This is a genomic window from Leptolyngbya sp. FACHB-321 (assembly GCF_014695975.1).
In the GTDB taxonomy this organism is placed as follows: domain Bacteria; phylum Cyanobacteriota; class Cyanobacteriia; order Leptolyngbyales; family Leptolyngbyaceae; genus Stenomitos.
On sequence record NZ_JACJPI010000015.1, the window covers coordinates 1 to 19217 of the forward strand.

The 19217-nt window shown below is 49.0% G+C and carries 22 protein-coding genes and 1 pseudogene; 6 read left to right on the plus strand and 17 right to left on the minus strand.

Translation table 11 applies throughout. The features are described from left to right. Positions 1-111: 111 nt before the first annotated feature. Together H6F76_RS01930 and H6F76_RS01935 are read right to left on the minus strand one after the other, a co-directional pair. Complete coding sequence (locus H6F76_RS01930; protein ID WP_190505449.1) at positions 112-480, minus strand: hypothetical protein; 369 nt, start codon at positions 478-480, stop codon at positions 112-114. After that, positions 481-1428 carry a phage Gp37/Gp68 family protein gene (locus H6F76_RS01935; protein ID WP_190505450.1) on the minus strand — a complete coding sequence of 316 codons (948 nt, stop codon included), beginning with the start codon at positions 1426-1428 and terminating at the stop codon, positions 481-483. Positions 1429-1711: 283 nt separating this feature from the next. Between H6F76_RS01935 and H6F76_RS01940 the strand changes: the two genes are divergently transcribed. Continuing rightward, a complete protein-coding gene (locus H6F76_RS01940; protein ID WP_190505451.1) occupies positions 1712-2932 on the plus strand; it encodes a class I SAM-dependent methyltransferase in 1221 nt (406 codons plus the stop codon). Positions 2933-3136: 204 nt separating this feature from the next. Continuing rightward, positions 3137-3265, plus strand: a complete 129-nt coding sequence (locus H6F76_RS30825) for a hypothetical protein (RefSeq protein WP_277881171.1) — start codon at positions 3137-3139, stop codon at positions 3263-3265. A gap of 389 nt (positions 3266-3654) precedes the next feature. Here H6F76_RS30825 and H6F76_RS01945 read toward each other — a convergent pair whose 3' ends face one another. The 3 genes and pseudogenes from H6F76_RS01945 to H6F76_RS01955 all read right to left on the minus strand — a co-directional run bounded on the left by H6F76_RS01945 (position 3655) and on the right by H6F76_RS01955 (position 6146). Further along, positions 3655-4164: a hypothetical protein gene (locus H6F76_RS01945; RefSeq protein ID WP_206754314.1), complete on the minus strand. Its 510-nt coding sequence runs from the start codon at positions 4162-4164 to the stop codon at positions 3655-3657. Positions 4165-4777: 613 nt separating this feature from the next. Next, positions 4778-4975: a hypothetical protein gene (locus H6F76_RS01950; protein WP_190505453.1), complete on the minus strand. Its 198-nt coding sequence runs from the start codon at positions 4973-4975 to the stop codon at positions 4778-4780. Between the two features lie 109 nt (positions 4976-5084). Then, positions 5085-6146 (minus strand): annotated as a pseudogene (locus H6F76_RS01955) (PDDEXK nuclease domain-containing protein). Positions 6147-6629: 483 nt separating this feature from the next. Here H6F76_RS01955 and H6F76_RS01960 point away from each other — a divergent pair. Both H6F76_RS01960 and H6F76_RS01965 read left to right on the plus strand, forming a co-directional pair. Then, a complete protein-coding gene (locus tag H6F76_RS01960) occupies positions 6630-6812 on the plus strand; it encodes a hypothetical protein (protein ID WP_190448544.1) in 183 nt (60 codons plus the stop codon). A 158-nt stretch (positions 6813-6970) separates the two neighbouring features. Further along, positions 6971-7429, plus strand: coding sequence for a hypothetical protein (locus H6F76_RS01965; RefSeq protein ID WP_190505454.1), 459 nt, complete (start codon positions 6971-6973; stop codon positions 7427-7429). Between the two features lie 351 nt (positions 7430-7780). On the opposite strand, the gene H6F76_RS01970 is transcribed toward H6F76_RS01965, so the two are convergent. The 12 genes from H6F76_RS01970 to H6F76_RS02025 form a co-directional block, all read right to left on the minus strand. Then, on the minus strand, positions 7781-8056 hold the full coding sequence (locus tag H6F76_RS01970; protein WP_190505455.1) for a GlsB/YeaQ/YmgE family stress response membrane protein: 276 nt from the start codon (positions 8054-8056) through the stop codon (positions 7781-7783). A 441-nt stretch (positions 8057-8497) separates the two neighbouring features. After that, positions 8498-9058 (minus strand): hypothetical protein, encoded by a 561-nt coding sequence (locus H6F76_RS01975; protein WP_347275967.1) that lies wholly within the window; start codon positions 9056-9058, stop codon positions 8498-8500. A gap of 9 nt (positions 9059-9067) precedes the next feature. Continuing rightward, positions 9068-9379, minus strand: a complete 312-nt coding sequence (locus tag H6F76_RS01980; RefSeq protein ID WP_190505458.1) for a hypothetical protein — start codon at positions 9377-9379, stop codon at positions 9068-9070. A 9-nt stretch (positions 9380-9388) separates the two neighbouring features. Next, the gene (locus H6F76_RS01985; RefSeq protein ID WP_190505460.1) at positions 9389-11233 is read right to left on the minus strand and encodes a caspase family protein; all 1845 of its coding nucleotides are present in this window, start codon (positions 11231-11233) and stop codon (positions 9389-9391) included. Next, positions 11230-12279 carry a VWA containing CoxE family protein gene (locus tag H6F76_RS01990; protein WP_190505485.1) on the minus strand — a complete coding sequence of 350 codons (1050 nt, stop codon included), beginning with the start codon at positions 12277-12279 and terminating at the stop codon, positions 11230-11232. The genes H6F76_RS01985 and H6F76_RS01990 overlap by 4 nt, the downstream gene beginning before the upstream one ends. A gap of 247 nt (positions 12280-12526) precedes the next feature. After that, positions 12527-13441 carry a MoxR family ATPase gene (locus tag H6F76_RS01995; RefSeq protein ID WP_190505462.1) on the minus strand — a complete coding sequence of 305 codons (915 nt, stop codon included), beginning with the start codon at positions 13439-13441 and terminating at the stop codon, positions 12527-12529. Positions 13442-13460: 19 nt separating this feature from the next. After that, on the minus strand, positions 13461-14456 hold the full coding sequence (locus H6F76_RS02000) for a hypothetical protein (RefSeq protein ID WP_190505464.1): 996 nt from the start codon (positions 14454-14456) through the stop codon (positions 13461-13463). A 12-nt stretch (positions 14457-14468) separates the two neighbouring features. Continuing rightward, positions 14469-14657, minus strand: a complete 189-nt coding sequence (locus H6F76_RS02005) for a hypothetical protein (RefSeq protein ID WP_190505466.1) — start codon at positions 14655-14657, stop codon at positions 14469-14471. Between the two features lie 20 nt (positions 14658-14677). Beyond that, positions 14678-14995, minus strand: a complete 318-nt coding sequence (locus H6F76_RS02010) for a caspase family protein (RefSeq protein WP_190505468.1) — start codon at positions 14993-14995, stop codon at positions 14678-14680. Between the two features lie 180 nt (positions 14996-15175). Beyond that, the gene (locus H6F76_RS02015) at positions 15176-15991 is read right to left on the minus strand and encodes a hypothetical protein (RefSeq protein ID WP_190505470.1); all 816 of its coding nucleotides are present in this window, start codon (positions 15989-15991) and stop codon (positions 15176-15178) included. A gap of 39 nt (positions 15992-16030) precedes the next feature. Continuing rightward, the gene (locus tag H6F76_RS02020) at positions 16031-16582 is read right to left on the minus strand and encodes a hypothetical protein (RefSeq protein WP_190505472.1); all 552 of its coding nucleotides are present in this window, start codon (positions 16580-16582) and stop codon (positions 16031-16033) included. A 428-nt stretch (positions 16583-17010) separates the two neighbouring features. Next, positions 17011-18114 carry a catalase family protein gene (locus tag H6F76_RS02025; RefSeq protein WP_190505474.1) on the minus strand — a complete coding sequence of 368 codons (1104 nt, stop codon included), beginning with the start codon at positions 18112-18114 and terminating at the stop codon, positions 17011-17013. A gap of 129 nt (positions 18115-18243) precedes the next feature. Here H6F76_RS02025 and H6F76_RS02030 point away from each other — a divergent pair, with 129 nt between their 5' ends. After that, the gene (locus H6F76_RS02030; RefSeq protein ID WP_190505475.1) at positions 18244-18594 is read left to right on the plus strand and encodes a hypothetical protein; all 351 of its coding nucleotides are present in this window, start codon (positions 18244-18246) and stop codon (positions 18592-18594) included. Positions 18595-18858: 264 nt separating this feature from the next. Further along, positions 18859-19149, plus strand: coding sequence for a helix-turn-helix transcriptional regulator (locus H6F76_RS02035; RefSeq protein ID WP_190447547.1), 291 nt, complete (start codon positions 18859-18861; stop codon positions 19147-19149). Positions 19150-19217 lie beyond the last annotated feature (68 nt).

Below are 19217 nucleotides of genomic sequence, written 5' to 3' on the forward strand. Positions count from 1 at the left end.
GCAAAAAAGTGCTTCTAGACTAAGCATGAGGGCAAACCAGGCATGAGATTTTGCATTTTCAGCCTATCGGGTTTGCCCCTTTCTTGTCCCAGTTCTTATCCCGAACTCAGGTTACCTATTCGTCGCCCACTTGATCAACACCCCTTCAAAAGGTAACCCATGCACAGTGCTGAAAAAGCGCAAACACTCGTCCCAAGCAGCAAAGCCATCTGCGAGGGCAAGCCGCGTCAGTGCGTCTCTGGTCAGCCAATGATCGTTGAGCTTGATGCCCCATGCGTCATGCATCAGTAACGGCTCCACACTGAGACAGAGAGGATCGGGGGTGATTAGCTTCCGGCAAGCCTTGGTTCGCATCCCGGTATAGAGCTGCATGGCTTCGCCAGGCTGGGTATGCCGCTTACGTGGCGACCGGATCGTTTGCTGTTTCGCACCCATCTCAATTAACGGCACAAACTGCTGTTTAAAGTTGTAAACCACCATCTAAAGCACTTCCTTGATCGGTAAGGGCACACACTTTTGCTTTTTGCTGCGCTCTACGGGCGCAGGTTGAAGCAGCGTTGGGATTTCACGTACTTGGAGATCCTCTGGCAGTGTGGTGATATTGCCACCTTTGGGATCTTGCAGTGATCGCCGCACTGGGTGTGATTGGCTGGAGTCGATCGCGTGAGCACCCGTCTGCTTGAAAAAGAACGCTACACCAGCAGTTTGACACTGTTCCCTTAGAGACCGCGCCCATTGCAAATCGAAGCTGCGAGCCTCCTTACCCGATTCACCACCACAGATGATCCAATGCAAACGGTTGGATTCCAAAGCACACGTACCGTTCGCATCAGCAACAGTGGAGAGGTATGGCAGGAGGTTGATTGCTTCTAGCAGCGGCTCACAAGACAGGAAGCATAGTGTCGCAGGCAATGCCAAAAGGCGGGGGACGCGTCTCTCCGCTTGCGCTTGATTTTCTACCGTTGTACCGAGCCACACATTCACTGGAGCGTTGCCCTCTAACCAGGTACTCGCAATGGTGGCATCGTCGTGAGTCAAGCGGCTGACAGCCTGCAAGCGATCGCTCCAGTGCTCAAGGCGCTTTGTCAGTAGCAGCCAATCGAGGTGTGGCGTTGTCTCAATGAGCTTGAGCAGGTCTGCCAACCAGTCGATGGGCACTTCGTCGTCGAGCCAGTCTGCTAACGACGCACAAAACACACGCTCGCGTTGACCGTTCGCCTGGGCTTGCCGCTGCCAACGTGCTGGCTGTTTCCAATAGTCTGCTGTTGTGCGACTACGGGGCTGACCCGCACCCCACTGTACGCGATGATACCGACGCTCCATCATGTCTCTGGCATAACAGTGAGCGCAGCCCGGTGAAACCTCAGTGCAGCCAATCCAGGGGTTGAAGGTATGGGTGGTCCACTCAATTTTGCTGTTGGTTGCCATGCCTGTCCTGCCAGCTTAAGGCAGATCGATGTGAATGCTTCCTCCGGTATAACAACACTTTGGCGCAGTAGACAGGCAAAGGGAAAAGCGCTATCCCCATAGATGTGAGGAGTGGACTAGAACTGAAAAGCCCCTGGAGTCGAAACACGGACAGATGCCCAGGGGCTTTTCTATGGCAAGAACACGCTGCTACCCTTAAACACGGCTTGCGAGTCTTGGCTCACCCACTGGACCTGCTAGGGTGATGCAAGAGCTTCAGCCAGTCGATTGAGGTGATCCAGAGGTGAAAGCAGTCCAATGGTATGAGCAAAATGTGGCGACCGTCATCTCTGCTTATGAAAGTCTGAGAGCAGAAGACATTCATGGTTGGCTACTGGGGCTACTTCCAGAACGCCCTAGTCTTGTGTTAGACATTGGGGCTGGTAGCGGTCGGGATGCTGCGTGGTTAGCAGCGCAAGGACATACGGTCATAGCGGTGGAACCAGCGGCAGCGATGCGGGAAGCGGGGCAGCAACTTCATCTCGATGCCAACATTCGCTGGTTGGACGATCGCCTCCCAGCGCTACAGAGCGTACACTGCTTGGGCATGGCGTTCGACTTCATCCTTGTCAGTGCCGTCTGGATGCATCTGCCACCCGCAGAACGCACACGAGCGTTCCGTAAAGTGATCACCCTGCTGAAACCAGGTGGACTGCTGGCGATCACACTACGGCATGGAGGTGCAGATGACGACCGTGAGCTTTATCCGGTGTCATGGGAAGCAATCGAACGCTTGGCACGTGATCATGGTGCCATCGTTGTGCGCAAAGTGGTAGATCGCGATCAGCTCGGTCGAGCCGAAGTTTCGTGGACGCAGATGGCGCTCACGTTACCCGATGATGGTACGGGTGCTTTGCCCCTGCTGCGACACGTCATTTTGCATGACTTCAAGTCATCTACCTATAAGTTGGCGCTGCTGCGAGTGCTTTGCCGGATCGCAGACAGCACGGCTGGCACGGCGCAGTACCAGGAGGATGAGCATGTCAGCGTCCCACTGGGGTTGGTTGCCCTTTACTGGTTGCGTTTGTTTAAGCCTCTCCTTCAAGCAGACCTACCGCAAAGCCCTACGAATCGAGGGATGAAGGGGTTAGGGTTTGCGGGAGCAGGCTTTCGGGCGCTCAATGCTGTTTCTCACCTAGACTTACGGATTGGGTCGCGCTTTGCAGCGGCAACCGCCCAAGCCTTACACCAGTCATTGAAAGAAGCTGTGAAGACGATCACAACAATGCCTATCCGTTACATGACCGACCCTAGTAGTAGTCAGTTACTCAAAACCACGCGCCCTGCCCGTCTGCTCATGCCGACTGAGCTTGTGATCGATTCAGCCTATCTTGCTAGCTTTGGGCAATTGCTGGTCCCTCAGCATGTTTGGTTAGCCTTACTGCGCTTTGAGGTCTGGATTGAACCCGCGTTACTGGCTGAATGGATACGATTGATGAAAAGCTATGCCAATGGACAAGGATGATCGCTGCATGAAGCAGACATTGCCTTAGCGCTGACCTGGTCCGACCCCAGCCGCGATGTCACGACGGCAAGGCAACGTGCCCTCGCTTTGTTAGGGTCACAAGACCTGTTCTATGTCTGAAGTGGCAAACGTTTGACCGAGCGCTCTTTCGATATTGACCATTGCTTTCCCTGATCCGCTTAGGCATGTGGTGATCTGTGGAACTTGCTGCTGTCTGACCGGACGGTGAATCAACGCCAGAAGCGCGATCGTCTTCCCAGTGCTGCCAAGTTGCAGCCAGCTCAAGGTCGGGTGCAAGGTTGGTGGGAGGAAGCGTATCGCCTTCAGGACTGACCCCATTCGTCCGCTAGATAAGGGTTCGGCGGGTTGCGTGACCAATACTTCGTTATTGGTAGATCGCTCATTTGATAAAGGTACAAAGTTGTCTCTCTATTGCGAATGCCCCAGTTATCCCGCGGTCCGTGTTCTCGCTGCTTGTACAGACCAAGGATCTTGCGCGGCGGCAGCCGATGTTGTTTTTGCAGCCAGAGAAACAAGCGCTCATTGACTCAGAAATCCAGGTCTTTTGCCGTTTCTTTAGCGTTGCAGTGACGAAAATATGTGATCCATTCCCATTACGTTATAACGACACAGCTCAGTTGCCAATTTTGTTAGGAGTTTGTTAGGTACACCGACAGTTTAGGATCGAGGAGCTGCCTTGCCAAATCATCTGAAGGATTGCGCTAGCGATCCCTAATGAGTGGAGCAGAGACAAAAACAGCCTCTTTCAGCCAATAGTCTTGCATCTCAGCAAAGGTTTTTACTTGCCTACCGTAGATAGGATTTCCTACCAACAAGGTTTGTTTTGCAGGATCAATTGCCAGCAGAGCGATCGCGTGAGCAATGTCGGTTGCTCCCACAGGCTCCATAACATGCAAAATTGCGAGTTGCTGACGATTGACCAAATCTTGAAGGCTTAAATTGCGCTTGTATTGGGGAGATAATCCTAGAGCTTGCATGGCATAAATTTCAGCGACCGTAGTAGTACCTCTACGGCTAGTTCCAGCTAGCTTCACCACATCTAATTCAGTCACGGGTGAATCAGGTTTCATCAGTTGAGCAATTGTGGCAATCGATGCAGCAGAGCAACTGTAAGGAGTGGTTTGCAGCACAACCTCATCTGATGCTTTAGCGGCTCCTACCAAGTTGCCAATTGGTAACTGGTAATACGCCAAAAAACAGGTGGCTGACATGCTCACTAGCAGAAACAAAATTAATTGTTGTAGGCGTTGTTTGTCTTTCCAAGCTGGTAATTCTAGGGATAGAATCAGCCCCGTACAGAAGCAGCAAACCGCCAAAATAGCATCCCAAATGTAAGCTCCTACATATAGCAAAAGGAAGTTTGGCACCCAAGGGCTGCTACGTCCTGCTACTAACACAATGCTCAGCAGAGTCCCTATGCCTAGTGCTAGTAGGCTAATTACATATACCTGTTTCTGGTGATGCTGTAGGGCGTTGGCCGCAGTGAAACCACGCTGAGCCGAGATTCGGCCTATGTAAATACCTGCTAAAAAAGAGATTAGGGTGATGATTAATAGAAACACAAGCTCAACTGCCGTTTGGAATACGCTGTGGATGGATTGAGCCTATAGTTCCCAGATGCAAGCCGAATGATGACTAATAAGTAAAAGAGCGATCGCATTGTCCTGGCAGCGCACCAGCCATAAAACGCTTACCAGGATCGGCGTTGACCCGAGCCGCAGACACGAAGGTGCAAGTGGGGCAGAAGCCTGATCAAGTTTGAGTGATGGCGTAGCGACGATCGCAGTGAGGCTGAGTAGACGAAGCCAAAGCCAGCCAGAGGTGTTAGGAGCGTGTTCGCTGGACCAAACCAGGATCTGGTTGAGACGGTTGCTCTTTGGGCACTGGTGACGATGGCACACTAGAGCCGTGTGCTTGTCGCCGAAACTCCCGCACCTCTGCTTTCAATTGCCGCAACAGTGCCGCATGGCGCGACTGCTCTGCTTGCTCCCAGGCATTGTCTAGCCGTTCAAAGTCACTCATCTTGCGTCTTGCCGATGCCGATTAATCCTATCCAGATTAGCGCAAGGTGAAGCTTAGGGAGACGAGTCATCGCCATCAGCAGCAACCGGAACCACGAGCCGTCTTCCTATCATTCCGTCGCCTCTTCCGCCTGCTCGACCACCAGCAGTACCATATTTAACTCCATCTCCAGTTGCTCGATCGTTGGCAAACTCGTCTCCAGCGGCTTGGGCAACTCACCTGTCAATTGATGGGTGGAAACGCCGATCGGCTTATTCACATCTCTCAGGGCATACTCTGCCACGGCTTTGTTCTTCGACTTACAGAGGATGATGCCAATCGTCGGCTGGTCATCGGGATGGCGCAACAAATCATCCACTGCCGCCACGTAAAAGTTCATCTTGCCAGAATACTCTGGTTTGAATTCAGTCATCTTCAGGTCGATCACCACGTAGCAGCGCAGCCGCAGATGGTAAAACAAGAGGTCGATATAAAAGTCCTCACCCCCGACTTCCAAACGATACTGATTGCCCACAAAGGCAAACCCCACTCCCAACTCCAGCAAGAACTCTCGGATGTGGTTGACCAACGCATTTTCCAAATCTCGCTCTTAGGCAGTTTCGCCCAGGCTGAGAAAATCGAAACAATAGGGATCTTTAAGCAGTTGATGCGCTAAGTCCGATTGCGGTTGGGGTAGGGCGCGATCAAAGTTAGTGACCGCTCCCCCCAGGCGCTGATAGAGTTGGCTTTCAATTTGATAGACCAGGATGTTGCGACTCCAGCCATGTTCCACCGTCTTCTGGGCATACCAAAGGCGTTCAGCCTGAAACTTCAGCTTCTCCATCAAGGCAATGTTGTGATACCAGGTAATTTGTGCAAGCATCCCTTGCACAATTGGTTCTTCTGGATAGGTTTCGGCAAAGGCTCGCATGTACTTGAGGTTCCGGGGCGAGAAGCCCTTCATCTCTAGGAATTCTTTTTGCAAGTCCTTTGCCAGTTTGTCAATGACTTTCGAGCCCCAACCTTGCTGCTGCTGCCGGGTTAAAATCTCTCGTCCGATTTGCCAGTAGAGCAGCACCAGTTCGCGGTTCACTGCCAGCACTGCACGTACCTGGGCTATGCGAATCCGCTCTTTTAGCGCTCGCAGCAGGACATCATAATCACCGCCGATGTTGGATAACTCCTTCGCCATGACTCACACTCTTGAGACGTTGCTAGATCATAAGTTTTCATTGACCTTTTACCGTCGTTTCTGAGGTGCTTTATACAAGCGACGACTGCGCCAACAAAGCCGCCGAAGCTCTTGCACGTCAGATGCTTTTGGCGATCACCCCCATAGTTGGCGGCGCTTCCTGAACCGTCACAACAGACTGTAATGACCTGCACACAGCTTTTTCAGGGTTTCCAAAGCCTCTGTTTCATTGGTTTGCGACAATGTGCACCACGTTTGCTACCCTTCCACCGATTAATGGAAAACCTCTCCGCTCAGCCAGTATTATTGCATCCCACTTGAGCAGACAAGGCTTCTCCCACCCATGCTTTCTAGCCCAAACAGCAGTAGCGCAGCGTGGCTTTACCGTACTGCGACCTGGGTGTGGGGGGACACCACTCCGCACAGTTGTCGTATGAATCAGTTAGACTGCATAGCTTTGGAGCAGACAGAAGGTGACTTACTATGCCCCAACCGACCAAGCAGCAACAATTAGCCGCCCTAGCACAGGCAGAAGCAGCTTTACACTTAGCGGGCGTAAAGTGTCAGAGAGACCCACACAACAGCACCTTTCGTTTAGAGCAAGCACAGTGGCAGGCAACAGTACAAAGCCTGAGAACGCAGTTGTTTGGGCGAGGAGGGCGTTAAGGCTAATAGTTGTTTCGGTCTTCATAGTGCTGTCGCCACCGCGATACTGGACGGTGCGGGTTCTGATCGGCTTTGATTGAGGCAGTGACTGCGACCCTAAAAAAACTGATCAGTTGGCTTAGTCAACAACCTATTTTTAAGCACAGTGGAGCGTCAGTGTGGATTTACAAAACCTGAAGTGGACGAAGAACATTGTGCCGCAGAACAATGAACCCTGGGCGTACCAACCGTTTGGCAAAGGTCACTTGTTCAAGTTGGCGTGGCGAGACAATGAAGGCAATAACAGACCAGCAAGAGAAGACCTGCTGCTACTGCGACAACGTGGCTACGTCACTCATTTAGTTAGAGTCCTAGATTACAAGTCAGAAAACGATGCGTGGTGTGGTGACTTCAATCTTTACCGAATTGTGGAAACACTTTGGGACATTGGTGACTGGTCTATCCCAGCCGCTGCCTTTAGAGCTGGTAAGGTCTTTGACTACCCTGCTGTGCTGCGCTATGAAGGTGGCAATGCCATGTATCTGACAGACCTGCCAACTTTCAAAGCACACTGGCAAGGGGACGACGGGCTGAAGGCATTTCAGGCGCACGTGCATACTCACCTCAACCTAGCTTAAGCAGCGCTAGCGCTAAAGCAATGCAGCAGTGGAGTTGCGTGATGAAGTGTCAATAGCGGTCAGCATAGAGCTCCTTCAAGGGGTGGAAAACCCACAGCAAAGTTTTCTGCCGCAAGGCATGCCTTGTTTCTTGTTTGACTCTACTAGCGAAAGACGTAAGTGCTCCTCGACTCGCACTAGGCTCGAGGAGTGGACTCCTGAGTCCAAGCAAGATGTTCAATAACCGCTGACCCTCATGCGCGCAACCGCCGTGAGAGTCAGCCTTCCTAACCCCAAACTGCTCACCATGCAAAAGCCCCTGTACTTGCAGGGGCTTCAGCGTTACTTAAGGCTAGTTATGGGAGCAATTACTTAGTAGGAAGCGCTCCGACGGGTCACAGCATAGTAGATGAACAGCGCAACAATGGCGCCTAGCACTGCGACCAAGATGCCGCCCAGGCTCAGTCCGGCTGAGGTCAACACTAAGGTACCCGTAGTCAGAAAGCTGAAGAGGCTACCACCGATAAAAGCACCGACAATACCTAGAATCATGGTACCCAAGATGCCGCCACCCTGATGACCAGGAAAAAGCGCTTTGGCAATCGCGCCTGCAATCAAACCTAAAACGAGCCAAGCCAAGATATTCATGATGTCAACTCCAGTTAAATAGCTGAGTGTGCTGAAAAGCTCTTTTGATGTTTTTAAGTTAACAGGCGCACCCACTGACTTGTCCCTGCCTGTAGCGAGAACATGAGCTAGGCAGAGGGAGGAGAAAAAGAGACCCGTACTCTTTCCTACGGAGCAGGGATAGTCAGCAAAGGCTGATACTTGCTCCCTCATAAGAGAGGGTCACTTGGCCTATGTCAACGATTCGTGTAAAAACAAGCCCTTTGCTTGAAACCCTTGCAGCATAGTGGTTTCAAGCAAAGCAATTGATGAGTTTCTTTTATGACACCAAAACCACTGCTTCTGACGGCTGGATCACTTTTGGACTAAATGACACGTAAAAAGCGGCTTCTTTACAGAGTTTTAGCCCTTTGAGTCGAGCGAAACTCCCATTTTTGCGTGGCACTTCTGCGCGTCCAGCAACTAACCACGAAGAAAGTGAGCATTAGTAGAAGTTATCGAATTGACTTCAATTTGATGAAATGGCTCACTTTTACACGAATCGTGCCAGACCCCATTGTATGCCACGTCAATTTTAATAGGCGAAACCTTCCTAAACTTGCGACTGAGCCGACAGAGTTGGGTAACTAAAAACTGTTGTCCACCATAGCCTGGTGAACCATGCACTAAAAATTCAGAAATTCGGTGCAAGTCAATTGTCTCTTTCGCAAGCTGCGATTGTTGCTTAAAGTCGATTTGCAGTAGCAGATCAAACAGGAGTTGAGAAACGGATTGTGATGAATTGAAGATAAATGTTGGTTGAGGTTGGCTCTCTGCTTCTATCTGTTTTTCTAGCTGCCGGAATTGGTTATAAATTCGCTCCATTTTCCCATAAGCTTCCTCAACTTCTCTCTGCAACCTGACTGCTTCAGCATCACTAGAAAAACTCAACTCTGTGTTGATTGCGCTAACTTCTTCGTGAAGCTGTTCATATTGTTTCTTGAAAGAATCTCTTTTAATTGCGGTAGGAGAAGCAATTAAAATTGTATACTCTTACCTCAATCTAGAACTTTTAGAAATTTCTAATTGAATGGCAGCATAACCAAATTCAAATGCTTTTTCTATAGAAGACCTGTGCCCCAGTGCTCTATAAAACCCCTCTGAGAAGGAGATCGCGGCACGGTCCTGAATCTCTTGATTCATGCCAATCACACAATCAATATGAGTAACGATCGCATTGGCTTGTTCTTCCGAGTAGCAAGCACTCAGCAGAACACAGCTCACGCTCCTAGAGAACAGCTCGAATAAATTTGAAAGGTTTTCTGCCCCTACCCACTGTTTGCTGCCATCATAACTCTCAAGCACCAACCCTTGTCAATCGCTGCCATGCCCACAAAAATGGACAACTTGTGGTTGATGTTTCAACAATAGATGTTGCAAATCTCCTGCCCGCACTACTAAAGCAATTTCAATCTCAAGCTGTCGTCTGTCGTTAAATCTTTTAATCACGTTTCTCAGTGTTCGGATTCCGTCATGATGGTTCAGGTCTTTGCGAGGGTTGGTGTCAATAATGAGAACTTTTATAGGAGATTCACGAATCGCTATTGGGAGGTCGCGATCAAAACTACTGATTCCAACAGAAGGACACTGTCTGTCATCAGTCGCTCTTTTGACGTTTTCACGCACATACTCAAATAGCTCACCAATTGTTACAATGCCGTTGTTATCTTGATCAGCTGCTCCCCGTAGTCCTTCCAAGAGATAATGGGTAAATACACCATGCCCACCTCCCCACTTTTTATCTTCAAAGGATATTTCATTCGCTTCTGTCGATGTCAATAAAGCGCCAATTCTATTCTGGCTAAGCCCCTGTAAATAGCGATTTACGAGTTCTGAATTATCATTGGCAGCTCTGCGTCCAACCGTTTCAGCAATCGCTCCACTATGACAGATATCTGCCAGAATTATTACCTGCTCTGTTAGTAAGCTCTCCTTCAACAACAGGTCAATTTCATGTAAGGGCAAAGCAGTTCCAGAAATATCACTGGGATCAACATCATTGGTTAATAGATAAACATTTTCACGACGATCGATATCAGGTGCACTATGGCAAACAAAATATATCAGAACTAGATCTTCTCTACCTGGCTTTTTCAGAAAACTACGCAGCGCTCTAGTAATATTCGCCGTAGTTGCCTCCTCGTTGATGAACTTGCGGATATGATCGGGCTGAAAGTTGCCTCCATTAGGGGTGAGTAGTAGCTGATAAAATTCTTCTGCATCTCGATCAGCATATTTTAGATTCAAGCTTGAATCTCGGTATTTTGAAATGCCTACAATTACTGCCCATCGCTCATAACCTTGATACCTCGAGTAAAGCTCTCGATCAAGTGGAGTTGAAAGGCTTGTATCAGATAAACCAACCCTCTTTTTGAGAATTGGCTTTAAATGTTCTGGAATCCTAGTTTCTGCTACTGCGTCTACTATCTCCACCTTTCTACTTTCCCGTGGCATCCGAGGCACTGGTAACTCAATTCTTTCTACCGAGTAAGATCGCTCTAGTACTTCCGGACTAGCAGATGCGCGACCGCCTAAAAGCTGAGTTACCATGTCGGCATACTCTAACAGATTTGTGTAATGTTCTAGTTGAGGCACAAGTTCTTGTGTAAGTCGAGAAAGTTGTGCTAATTCGGCTTGGCTTGCCGCAGATAGTCCGACTTGACTTATCGCATCTTCTGCCATGGTCGCATCTTGTAGAGATTGAGCAATTTGCTGAACTGCTGTTTGCCGCTGGTCATCGAGATACACCATTGCCGCCCACTGTTGCGCCTTCAGGCTACGGTCTCCAAGATGTGTTTTTGTGCGAGCCAACTTACGCACGTAGTCAATCAAGAGCCTTGCTACGGCTTCCATGCGCTCTCGTCCCAATACCTGCTCCATTTCCTCTAGCAGGACGGCTCGTACTGCCGTACCCATTACATACTGCTCATAACCCGTTGGGCTGCATAAATCTGATAACAACAGATCGATCTCAGCAATCCATGGCACTTCCCCTCGCAAAAACTGATTTCGTAGGTAATTCAACAACTCTGGTGTCAGCACCAGTGGCAGAGCAGCATAGTAAGCCAACTTGCGGTAAGAATCATCAAACCGCTCCACGAAGCAAGTGATGCGCTGTTGAGCCGATTGTTTAGAGTCATCAGAAAGCGAGTCAATCATAGCAGTGAGGCTGTGTGAGAATGGAGGGATTGACCACGGATGATATCGATCGCTTGACTTAGCCCATCATTATCCATTGGATACATCTTGACGAGAGTAGCAATGATTTCAGCCGAGCTACCAATCCAACGTTCGATCGACATCGGATTAAGCCATGCCACTAGCGTTGTGTACTGCTTCAGGTGGAATAAAAACTCAACTGTTGCCTGAATCCGCTCTAATCTTCGATAGCCCCGTGCTGCACCTGCATTGCTCACAATCAAAACGCTGGTATCGCTATCACAATTCGCGAGTACTTGCGGCAGAGGTACTTTTTTAGTGAGGTAAACATCGCGGTAGACCGAATCTGCAGGTGTATTGTGAAAGTAAAACACCATTGCTTGTGGCAACGAACTTTCAAACTGAGCAGTTTCAACTAAGTCACGAGTAAAACGATGCAGCGGCATCATCGAACCATTTTGATCCACAAATAATATTAGGCGAGCGTCATTTCGCTCCCGCCTACGGTATATTGGAGCCAAGAAGAAGCCTTGTCGCGCTGCTCGTTCTACAGTTGCTTGTATATCGAGCACGTCTGGTATCCCATCTGCAACCGGGCGGCGTAGGTATCGCCAGTTATAAATCATTGATCGTCGTGATAGCGGATAGTAAGTTTGAAGCTCCGTACTATCTTTGCTGTCGATTGGCGTAAACGGTGCCCGCACAGGTAAGGGGACTAAATCTGGGCTAGACCGCTCTTCAGCAGGTAATGGCACTAGGGCTGCTGGAGGCAGTGGATCAGGTTGATTGATTGGCTCAGGTGTCTTTGGCAGAGGAGGGGGTGGCGGTGGGGCAAGCTCTTGAGTTGTGGCTGAGGCAACCGCCTGCCAAATCGGTTCAAACTCGCTCTGCTCCGTTAGTGAACGACACCAAAGAATTCGTAACGTTTGCTCCAGTGCATCTGTGCTATCAGCAAATCCACCATCTATTGCCCGCAGTGCAGCAAGATACTCACCAACACCCAAACTAAATCCTTGCCGACGCAGACGTAGAAACAAATCGGTCATAAGCCCAGAAGCATCAAATTCGCTTCGTTGATTCTCGGCGTTTAATTCGATATTTTTTCGCTCCAATTGCTCGATCCGCCCGATCAAGCTTTTCACCACCCGCTTAACGCTCTCGGGTGTCTTCTCCCAATCTGCTTGGCTGATTTTCTGTATTGAGATAGGAGAGTTCTCTTTCATTGCGCCAGCCCAACAACATCTGCTATTTCCTTAATCCTCGAATTTAACTCTGTGGCAATCACCTCTTTCATTAAGCTGTTGCATATTTTTGCCAGTCTGCCCGAAGCTTGAATAACAGTTCCCGATGAGGAATTGGCTGATCAGGTGCTAAAGCATCAGCAGGATAGGGTTGTGCCTCGAAATTCATCAGTGCCTTCAGCCAATCTAAAAATTCGCTAGTTCCAGGCTTCTTAAACAACTCACCTTCTCGCCGTACTAGCAAAAATCGATCGATCGCCGCATCGATCAAATCTTTTGGTAAAGTTTCCTGTGCTTCGTAATGCGCTGCTACGATGGTTTGAAGCTGTTGTGGGTCATCTGGAAACTCCATAAAGTAGTAGAGACAGCGCCGCAGAAAGGGGGCAGGCAAATTGCCTTTTTCTTTATTGCTACTGATTATGACGATCGGTTGATGGGCCGCTTTGATGGTTTCACCCGTTTCGCGAATAGTGAATTGCCACGGTTCGTCTAGAACGGCTAATAGATCGTTAGGAAAATCAATATCAGCTTTATCAATTTCGTCAATTAATACAACAGCAGGGCAGTCTTTTAAGGTGAAAGCGTTTCCAAGTGCACCAAAGGTACGGTACTCTTCTGACTTACGCGGATCACGGGTTGAGGCAGCTTCCAGCTTTTGTGCCTGAACATCGTGCAATCGCAGAATTGCATCATATTCATAAAGTTCATCTTGAGCTTTGCTGGTCGATCGAATATCCCAGCGGTAAAAGGGTAGCCCTAATTCATAAGCAACCGCTGGAGCTAGCCGCGTCTTGCCACATCCAGCTTCGCCTTCTAGGAGCAGCGGACGCTTCAGATAAATTGCCAAATTCACCGCTTTTACCAGTTCTGGATTGACCAGATAGGGTTCTGGCTGCGTAGGTGAATCTGGGTGAGCATGGAATGGGCGGCGGGCGGGTTTACCCTCAAATCGATAGGCTGTTGTCATAGTGATTTCAGATGTGACCTTAATAGGGTTGTCCAAACTCACGCCTTAAAGCAGAACAGACTAGCTCTGGAATTCCGCGACTAGCTCTATGAATTCGTTTGGCAATCCCTTCACTCTGTTGCTTGGGCAACCCTAGGTAATCTAACCAATTTAAAATGTCGTTCTCTGTCCAATCTTGCAGAGGTAGGTCAATAATTTTCTGCCCATCATACTCATCATGCATACAGCAATACTCCTGGCAGTCCAAAGCAATCTCATCCTCAACCACAAGGATAGTAATAAATCTCACCCTGCTATAGGTAGTAGCAATTGTTGGAAGCTGTGCTATCAGAGGTTGCCAAAACTGTTCTAGAAACCAGCACAAAACTTCACGTTGAATGGCTAGGGGCAGAGCATCCCACTTGTGAATTTCAATGAGCACAACGCTGCCACTCTGTAGCGATCGCACGATTGCCTGCTGAATCGATGAAGAGTACTCCATTGGCTCCGAAATCGGCTCAATACCCAAGTGACTAGCAAGACGATTAAGCAGTCCAATGTGATTCAGTTCAGTATCTGCTGAAAATTCAATAGGAAAAGACTTAAGGTCTCTTGTATTGCTTTGTAGCTGATCCTTTAGCTCCAACAAACACAACCTTCCTGCCATTTGAAGATTGCGCTGCAGGAGAAAGGAGGCATTTCCACCATTGCGATCGAACTTGGAAACAATCCCTTCAACAACTTCTTTGGCTTCAATAAAGTCAATCTTTTGTAATTCTTCTTCTAAATTCAGATATTGACGGTTTCGATCAAGGCTTGCTACGTCTGAAACTTTTAGCTTGGCATGTACTTCTATCATCTGCTGTAGAATGCTTTCTGCCTCTAGCTCTCTACGCATCTTTTCGCTTCCACTTGAGTAACTCACCTGCTGATTTACAGTTGCATACTCAATTGCCAATTCACCATATCGCTTATTCAATGCCTCTCTTTGGATATCAGCGGGCGATAGTCTTTGAGAAACCGTTGCCTGTACCATACATCACTTGCTTTATAGCTGTTTTAGCTGATCATCAATTTTTGTCATTTGTTCAAGCAAACTTTCTGCCTCTAGCTCTGACCGGAGACGTGCAGCACCACTGGTATAGCCAATTTCAGTGTTAACTACCTCATACTGCTTCTGAAGGTTCTGATACTGACGCTGCAATGCCTGCTTTTTTATCTCGTTTGGGCTGGGCATTGGAGAAGGCGAAGACTGATCTATAGTCCTGGGATTCCCAGTAACAGGAGTTGTCGCCGCAATCGCAGGCACAACAGATCATGTGGTCCTACTGTTTGACACAATCGGGTCAATTCGGCTTCTGCGTTGGAGAAAGTCGGAAATCTTGCATTCCGCACATCTAGTTCATCGTGCAGGCAAGCAATCGTATAACCTAATCGCTCCAAAATAGCGTTCAGTGCTACCACATCCTTGACGCAGAAATTGAGCCGAGAGAACCCTGGATCGACGTAGCGATCAATCCCAACCAGAAGCGCCCAACGCTTTTGAATCTCATTTACAGGAGTAGCGGAAGTCATTTTATCGTAGGGATCAAGATCAGCTTTTTGCTTTGCATAGTTATACGCGCTGAGAGGAATAGCTATGCTACCCCTCTTGCCTGTCATTCTACTTCCCCTGATCCAGTGACGTCATGATCCCATATCTACCTAACAGTAGTTTTAAGGATCTTAAAAGCTTTTGCGTTGTTTTAACGTGGTCTACTGGTTGCCAGGTAAGCCCCAACGCTGCATTACTTTAGCGATCGATTCGCTAGTCGCTTCTGCTCCAAACCCCCAAGCCAACAGCAAAAAGTAGTCTCCAATGCTAGCGCCAAAAACTGGGTTGCTGAGGTAAAGTTGATTGAATCCAGCGATTGCTAATAGTCCAACAATAATGCCATAGCTTAAAGTATTAGCTCCCCGCAGACGCCGCCGGGAAGTTCTAACCTCATTTTCAGAGGAAAACGGTTGAACTGCCGGGACAGGTTTGAGATACTGTGTGTTAATGCTGACGCTATCTCTAGAAGCAGGAGCTGCCTCACCCTGTTGCAATTCTTCAAAAAGTCTCTGCCGTGCCGAGCTAACACTAGCTTGCCACTCCTTAACAGCTTCTACAGCATCAGGTGAAAGCTGGCTCAACTGCTGCTCCAGTTGTAAAACAGCCTGCCCCCATACCCGATCATGATCTGGCACGAGATTTCTTCTCATCTGATTCAACTCGTCAAGCTGAGATTTGCCTTGAAGGTAGTGATTGAGTTTTTGCTGTATCTCTTGCAAAATATTCCGTAATGTAACAGGGCTGTCTTGATCAACTGCTGCGCGACCAACATCCTCTAACTGAGCACGAACAATTTGCATATAAGGCATCTCCGGATCAACAGTTGACGACTTGTTGAGCAAGCTCTGCTGATACTCAAGTTGAATAACCCAATCATTGCGCCCTTTACGCCATCTGTTCCATACAGCTTGAGCATTCGTAATAGCTTGCTGGGCTAGGTCAAATTGCTTGTTTGCCAATGCGCTTTCGACATCCACTAGAAAGCCTTCAATCTTCTCAACAAAAGGTTTTGCAAGTTAAGTATCGGCTCGCATTTGAGTCCGCAATCGCCCCACTTGCACCACTGACTCATCGTAAATCTTTCCCTCGGTTCTGTAGAGGGAAAGCCCTGTTCCCAATCCAATTCCAATGAGAAGTAAAAATAGCGGTAGCCAAGGAGCATCTTTGACCCTCAAAGTCACAGGGATAATCTGTTGTCCACCGTTGTAGGTTAGAAGCAATGCACCACTAAATTCGCCACTCCGGTTTAGTCGATTTAAAGGAAATCGGATGGAAACTGGAAGAGGTTGGTTGCCTAATATCTTGTTACCTTGAGGAAGCTTGACTTCAATCAGCGATGCAGGTAGAACTCCTACTCCGTCTGTTCGGCTAAGGTCTGAGGGTGCAATTGCTACTCCGTTAATGGGTTGAGGAGCTTGAAGTAATAAGGTGCGGCTTTCGACAGCTTCGCGAGTTCCTGCAACATTAAGGCTACTGGGGGTTGTTATAAATTGACTTTGGGCGAAAGCGGATTGAGGCAAGAGCAGCAACAGAGCTGGAATAACCCATTGTGTAACTTTCTGCTTCATATAGCTCATCTGCTTCTTCAAGTACTAAACCCACTTATAAAACGTACTTTACCAGTTATCCTCAAATCCAAATACATCCTTATGTTGAAGTTGAAGCCTCCTGCCAACAGCCATCACTCAAGCGTTTCGTCATGGAGTTTGTGGATCTCAGCAGTCGTCAACAAACTGCACGCCCAGCACTTTTCATTAAGCGATCGCCTCATGTGACCCTGCTCCAGAAAGCACCCCTATTATGCCTGAAACGGTTGTATTTGTAGGGAGTCGCGAAAATATTCTGACAATATTCTGATAGAGATAAGTGCAATTATCTCTATCTGAAATCCACCCAACTTTGGCGATCGACGATGTCTGATGCCTCTACTGACTCTGTTTTGCCGATCGTGATCGCGCCCATTGAGGGCAGCACGAACTCCGGTTCAGAACAGCTCCTAGTCCGGCATTTCCTCGATGCTTCGCGGTTCCCTCTTGGGCTGCTGGTTCATCTGATGACGGTAACGACTGGACGCCTCATAGACTTCCTTGCGTAAACGCTGAATCGATCCCAGCGGCTGATGCTCTGCAATACAATGCCAGGCGTTGAACGACAAAACGTCATCTACGTACACCTGCCGGGCAGGACTGTATGCCTCCTGCATCCCAATTGTGAGTTTGGCGATCGCCTGGTAAGGACTTTCCCCTTCTGACCACTTAATCGACGCATCCTCGATCGGCATCGTCTCCAGATTGGTGCAAAGCTGGACACGTAGTTCATACTCGGCAGACTGTTGCCGGAAGAACTCAACGATTAGATCTCGCAGTACAGAAGCGTTCTGTGTATCAATGCGTTTGCTAATGAGCGGTTGAAGGCTGGCAGAGACGGGAGTGACACTCAATTTAGCAATGTAATCTCCGTAGCGCAGGGCAGCAGAGGTATAGTAAGTTTCCCCCAAAATGTGAGTTTCGGGCTGGGTGAGACCTAACGCGCTCGGATAGAGGTTGATCCCTACTTTCTGAGTCATCGCATTGGTCATGCGAGCAACCGTTCCAAATAGCTGTTGTGCCTCCTCTGGGGCACGGACCACAACCTTTTCCTGGAGCAACTGTTCTGGGAGAAAGCGAGCCATAGTGCCCGATGGAAAAATCGGACTGTTGATCATCAAAAAATCCTGAGTCACGGCATCAGGTTCCGTCTCCAGGAGCTTCGGTCCTGCCACGTCAATGACCTTGATAGCGATGCCGCGAAAGCAAGAGAGACCATCCGGCATGATGTCACCGGGAACGGTTGAGAAGCGAATCATCACCGGATAAGTGCGGGGTTGGCAAAACAATCCCTGCGCGAGATGGGCAGGCAAGTTGTCGTAGATCCTCAGTTCCCCCTTCAGTCCGCCATGACTCTTGGCATGAGCCCCCCGCATGGCATGGCGATGCTTGTCAAACACCTTTTGCCCCTGCCGGGCAACGGAATCAACAATTTCGCGAATCAGCCGCTCCTCGTCGGGTTGCTTGACTTCTACAGTTTGGGAGTAACGGATGTATGGTTTGGGGGTGAGCATGGAGCGATTGATTCTGTGGGAACTGAACTTATACATTTGTAGTTTAAGGCTTTGCTCCTGACTCCTGCACTTCATCCTACTCAGGGAGGAAATGACTCAGAATGTTGCCGTGGGCAAGGAGGGTAGCCGATGAACCTTCCTGCCCCTCAATTCCAGGTAACCCAAAGACCAGACGCGTTTTTGCAGCTCTTTCCACAACGGTTTGATTTCATCTATGCCGAGCATCCTGATCCCAGCGAGCGCCCCGATTGGAAAACCGAAGACAGGCATCCCTTGAGTGATCGAGGGATTAAGCCGACATACGGGCAAAAAGGTGCAAGTAAAAATTTCACCTGCCCTTCATTTGACCACTGGACAGCTTTTGGACTAAATGCTCCCACTGACACAGGGCTCAAAGGTCGATTCTTTCGTTGCGAGGCACCTCTAGAACCCTCCTGCTGCCGCTGCCCTGCTGCTGTACAAGCAATAGTGCTGCTTTGAAGACAACAGATCATTGCTTTCTTCAAACTCAGTCCAGGTAAAGGTTCTAGGTCATCTAGCACCTTTTTGCCTCTATGTCAGCTCAACCTCAGTAACGTACGTGAAGCACCTTTGTTGTCGAGTAGAGATGGAAAGCCGACCCTTAGGCTAAGACTCGTGCTCGACAAAATTCCAAAAATTAAGTTCTATCTCCAGACAGATTGCAGCGGCGCTAAAGCCCATCCAAAGTGACAGAGATAAAGGACTTTATACTCCAGGCTACTTATGCTCCTCCAGCCAAAAGCTCTAGGCATCAAACAGCCAGCGGTTGGCTACCTGGTTCAAGACCTGCGGCAAGCCTTGAGACTGACCCAGAAGCAGTTTGCTGCTCACCTCGGAGTCACCTTTCCCACCATCAATCGTTGGGAGAATGGACATGCGATGCCTTCGCCTCTAGCGCTGAAGCAGCTTGCCCTCTTACTCAACCAATTATGTGAGTCACCAGATGTCGCTTTACAGGAGCGTAGCAAGGCGATTCAAGCAAAATATTGCTTGCTGGAGGAGCCCAAAGCATGAGTGCAGTCCCTTGCCAGTAGTATGCTGACCATCGCGTTGACACCCATGATGCGAGTGCGTCAAGGCGG

Excerpts from the sequence above, each read along its gene's own strand:
- H6F76_RS02000 (WP_190505464.1), bottom strand. The coding sequence starts at position 14,456 with ATGGTACAGGCAACGGTTTCTCAAAGACTATCGCCCGCTGATATCCAA.
- H6F76_RS02005 (WP_190505466.1), bottom strand. The coding sequence starts at position 14,657 with ATGCCCAGCCCAAACGAGATAAAAAAGCAGGCATTGCAGCGTCAGTAT.
- H6F76_RS01930 (WP_190505449.1), bottom strand. The coding sequence starts at position 480 with ATGGTGGTTTACAACTTTAAACAGCAGTTTGTGCCGTTAATTGAGATG.
- H6F76_RS01945 (WP_206754314.1), bottom strand. The coding sequence starts at position 4,164 with ATGTCAGCCACCTGTTTTTTGGCGTATTACCAGTTACCAATTGGCAAC.
- H6F76_RS02030 (WP_190505475.1), top strand. The coding sequence starts at position 18,244 with ATGAACCTTCCTGCCCCTCAATTCCAGGTAACCCAAAGACCAGACGCG.
- H6F76_RS02035 (WP_190447547.1), top strand. The coding sequence starts at position 18,859 with ATGCTCCTCCAGCCAAAAGCTCTAGGCATCAAACAGCCAGCGGTTGGC.
- H6F76_RS01960 (WP_190448544.1), top strand. The coding sequence starts at position 6,630 with ATGCCCCAACCGACCAAGCAGCAACAATTAGCCGCCCTAGCACAGGCA.
- H6F76_RS02020 (WP_190505472.1), bottom strand. The coding sequence starts at position 16,582 with ATGAAGCAGAAAGTTACACAATGGGTTATTCCAGCTCTGTTGCTGCTC.
- H6F76_RS01990 (WP_190505485.1), bottom strand. The coding sequence starts at position 12,279 with ATGACCGATTTGTTTCTACGTCTGCGTCGGCAAGGATTTAGTTTGGGT.
- H6F76_RS02025 (WP_190505474.1), bottom strand. The coding sequence starts at position 18,114 with ATGCTCACCCCCAAACCATACATCCGTTACTCCCAAACTGTAGAAGTC.
- H6F76_RS01995 (WP_190505462.1), bottom strand. The coding sequence starts at position 13,441 with ATGACAACAGCCTATCGATTTGAGGGTAAACCCGCCCGCCGCCCATTC.
- H6F76_RS01985 (WP_190505460.1), bottom strand. The coding sequence starts at position 11,233 with ATGATTGACTCGCTTTCTGATGACTCTAAACAATCGGCTCAACAGCGC.
- H6F76_RS02010 (WP_190505468.1), bottom strand. The coding sequence starts at position 14,995 with ATGACTTCCGCTACTCCTGTAAATGAGATTCAAAAGCGTTGGGCGCTT.
- H6F76_RS01970 (WP_190505455.1), bottom strand. The coding sequence starts at position 8,056 with ATGAATATCTTGGCTTGGCTCGTTTTAGGTTTGATTGCAGGCGCGATT.
- H6F76_RS01950 (WP_190505453.1), bottom strand. The coding sequence starts at position 4,975 with ATGAGTGACTTTGAACGGCTAGACAATGCCTGGGAGCAAGCAGAGCAG.
- H6F76_RS01935 (WP_190505450.1), bottom strand. The coding sequence starts at position 1,428 with ATGGCAACCAACAGCAAAATTGAGTGGACCACCCATACCTTCAACCCC.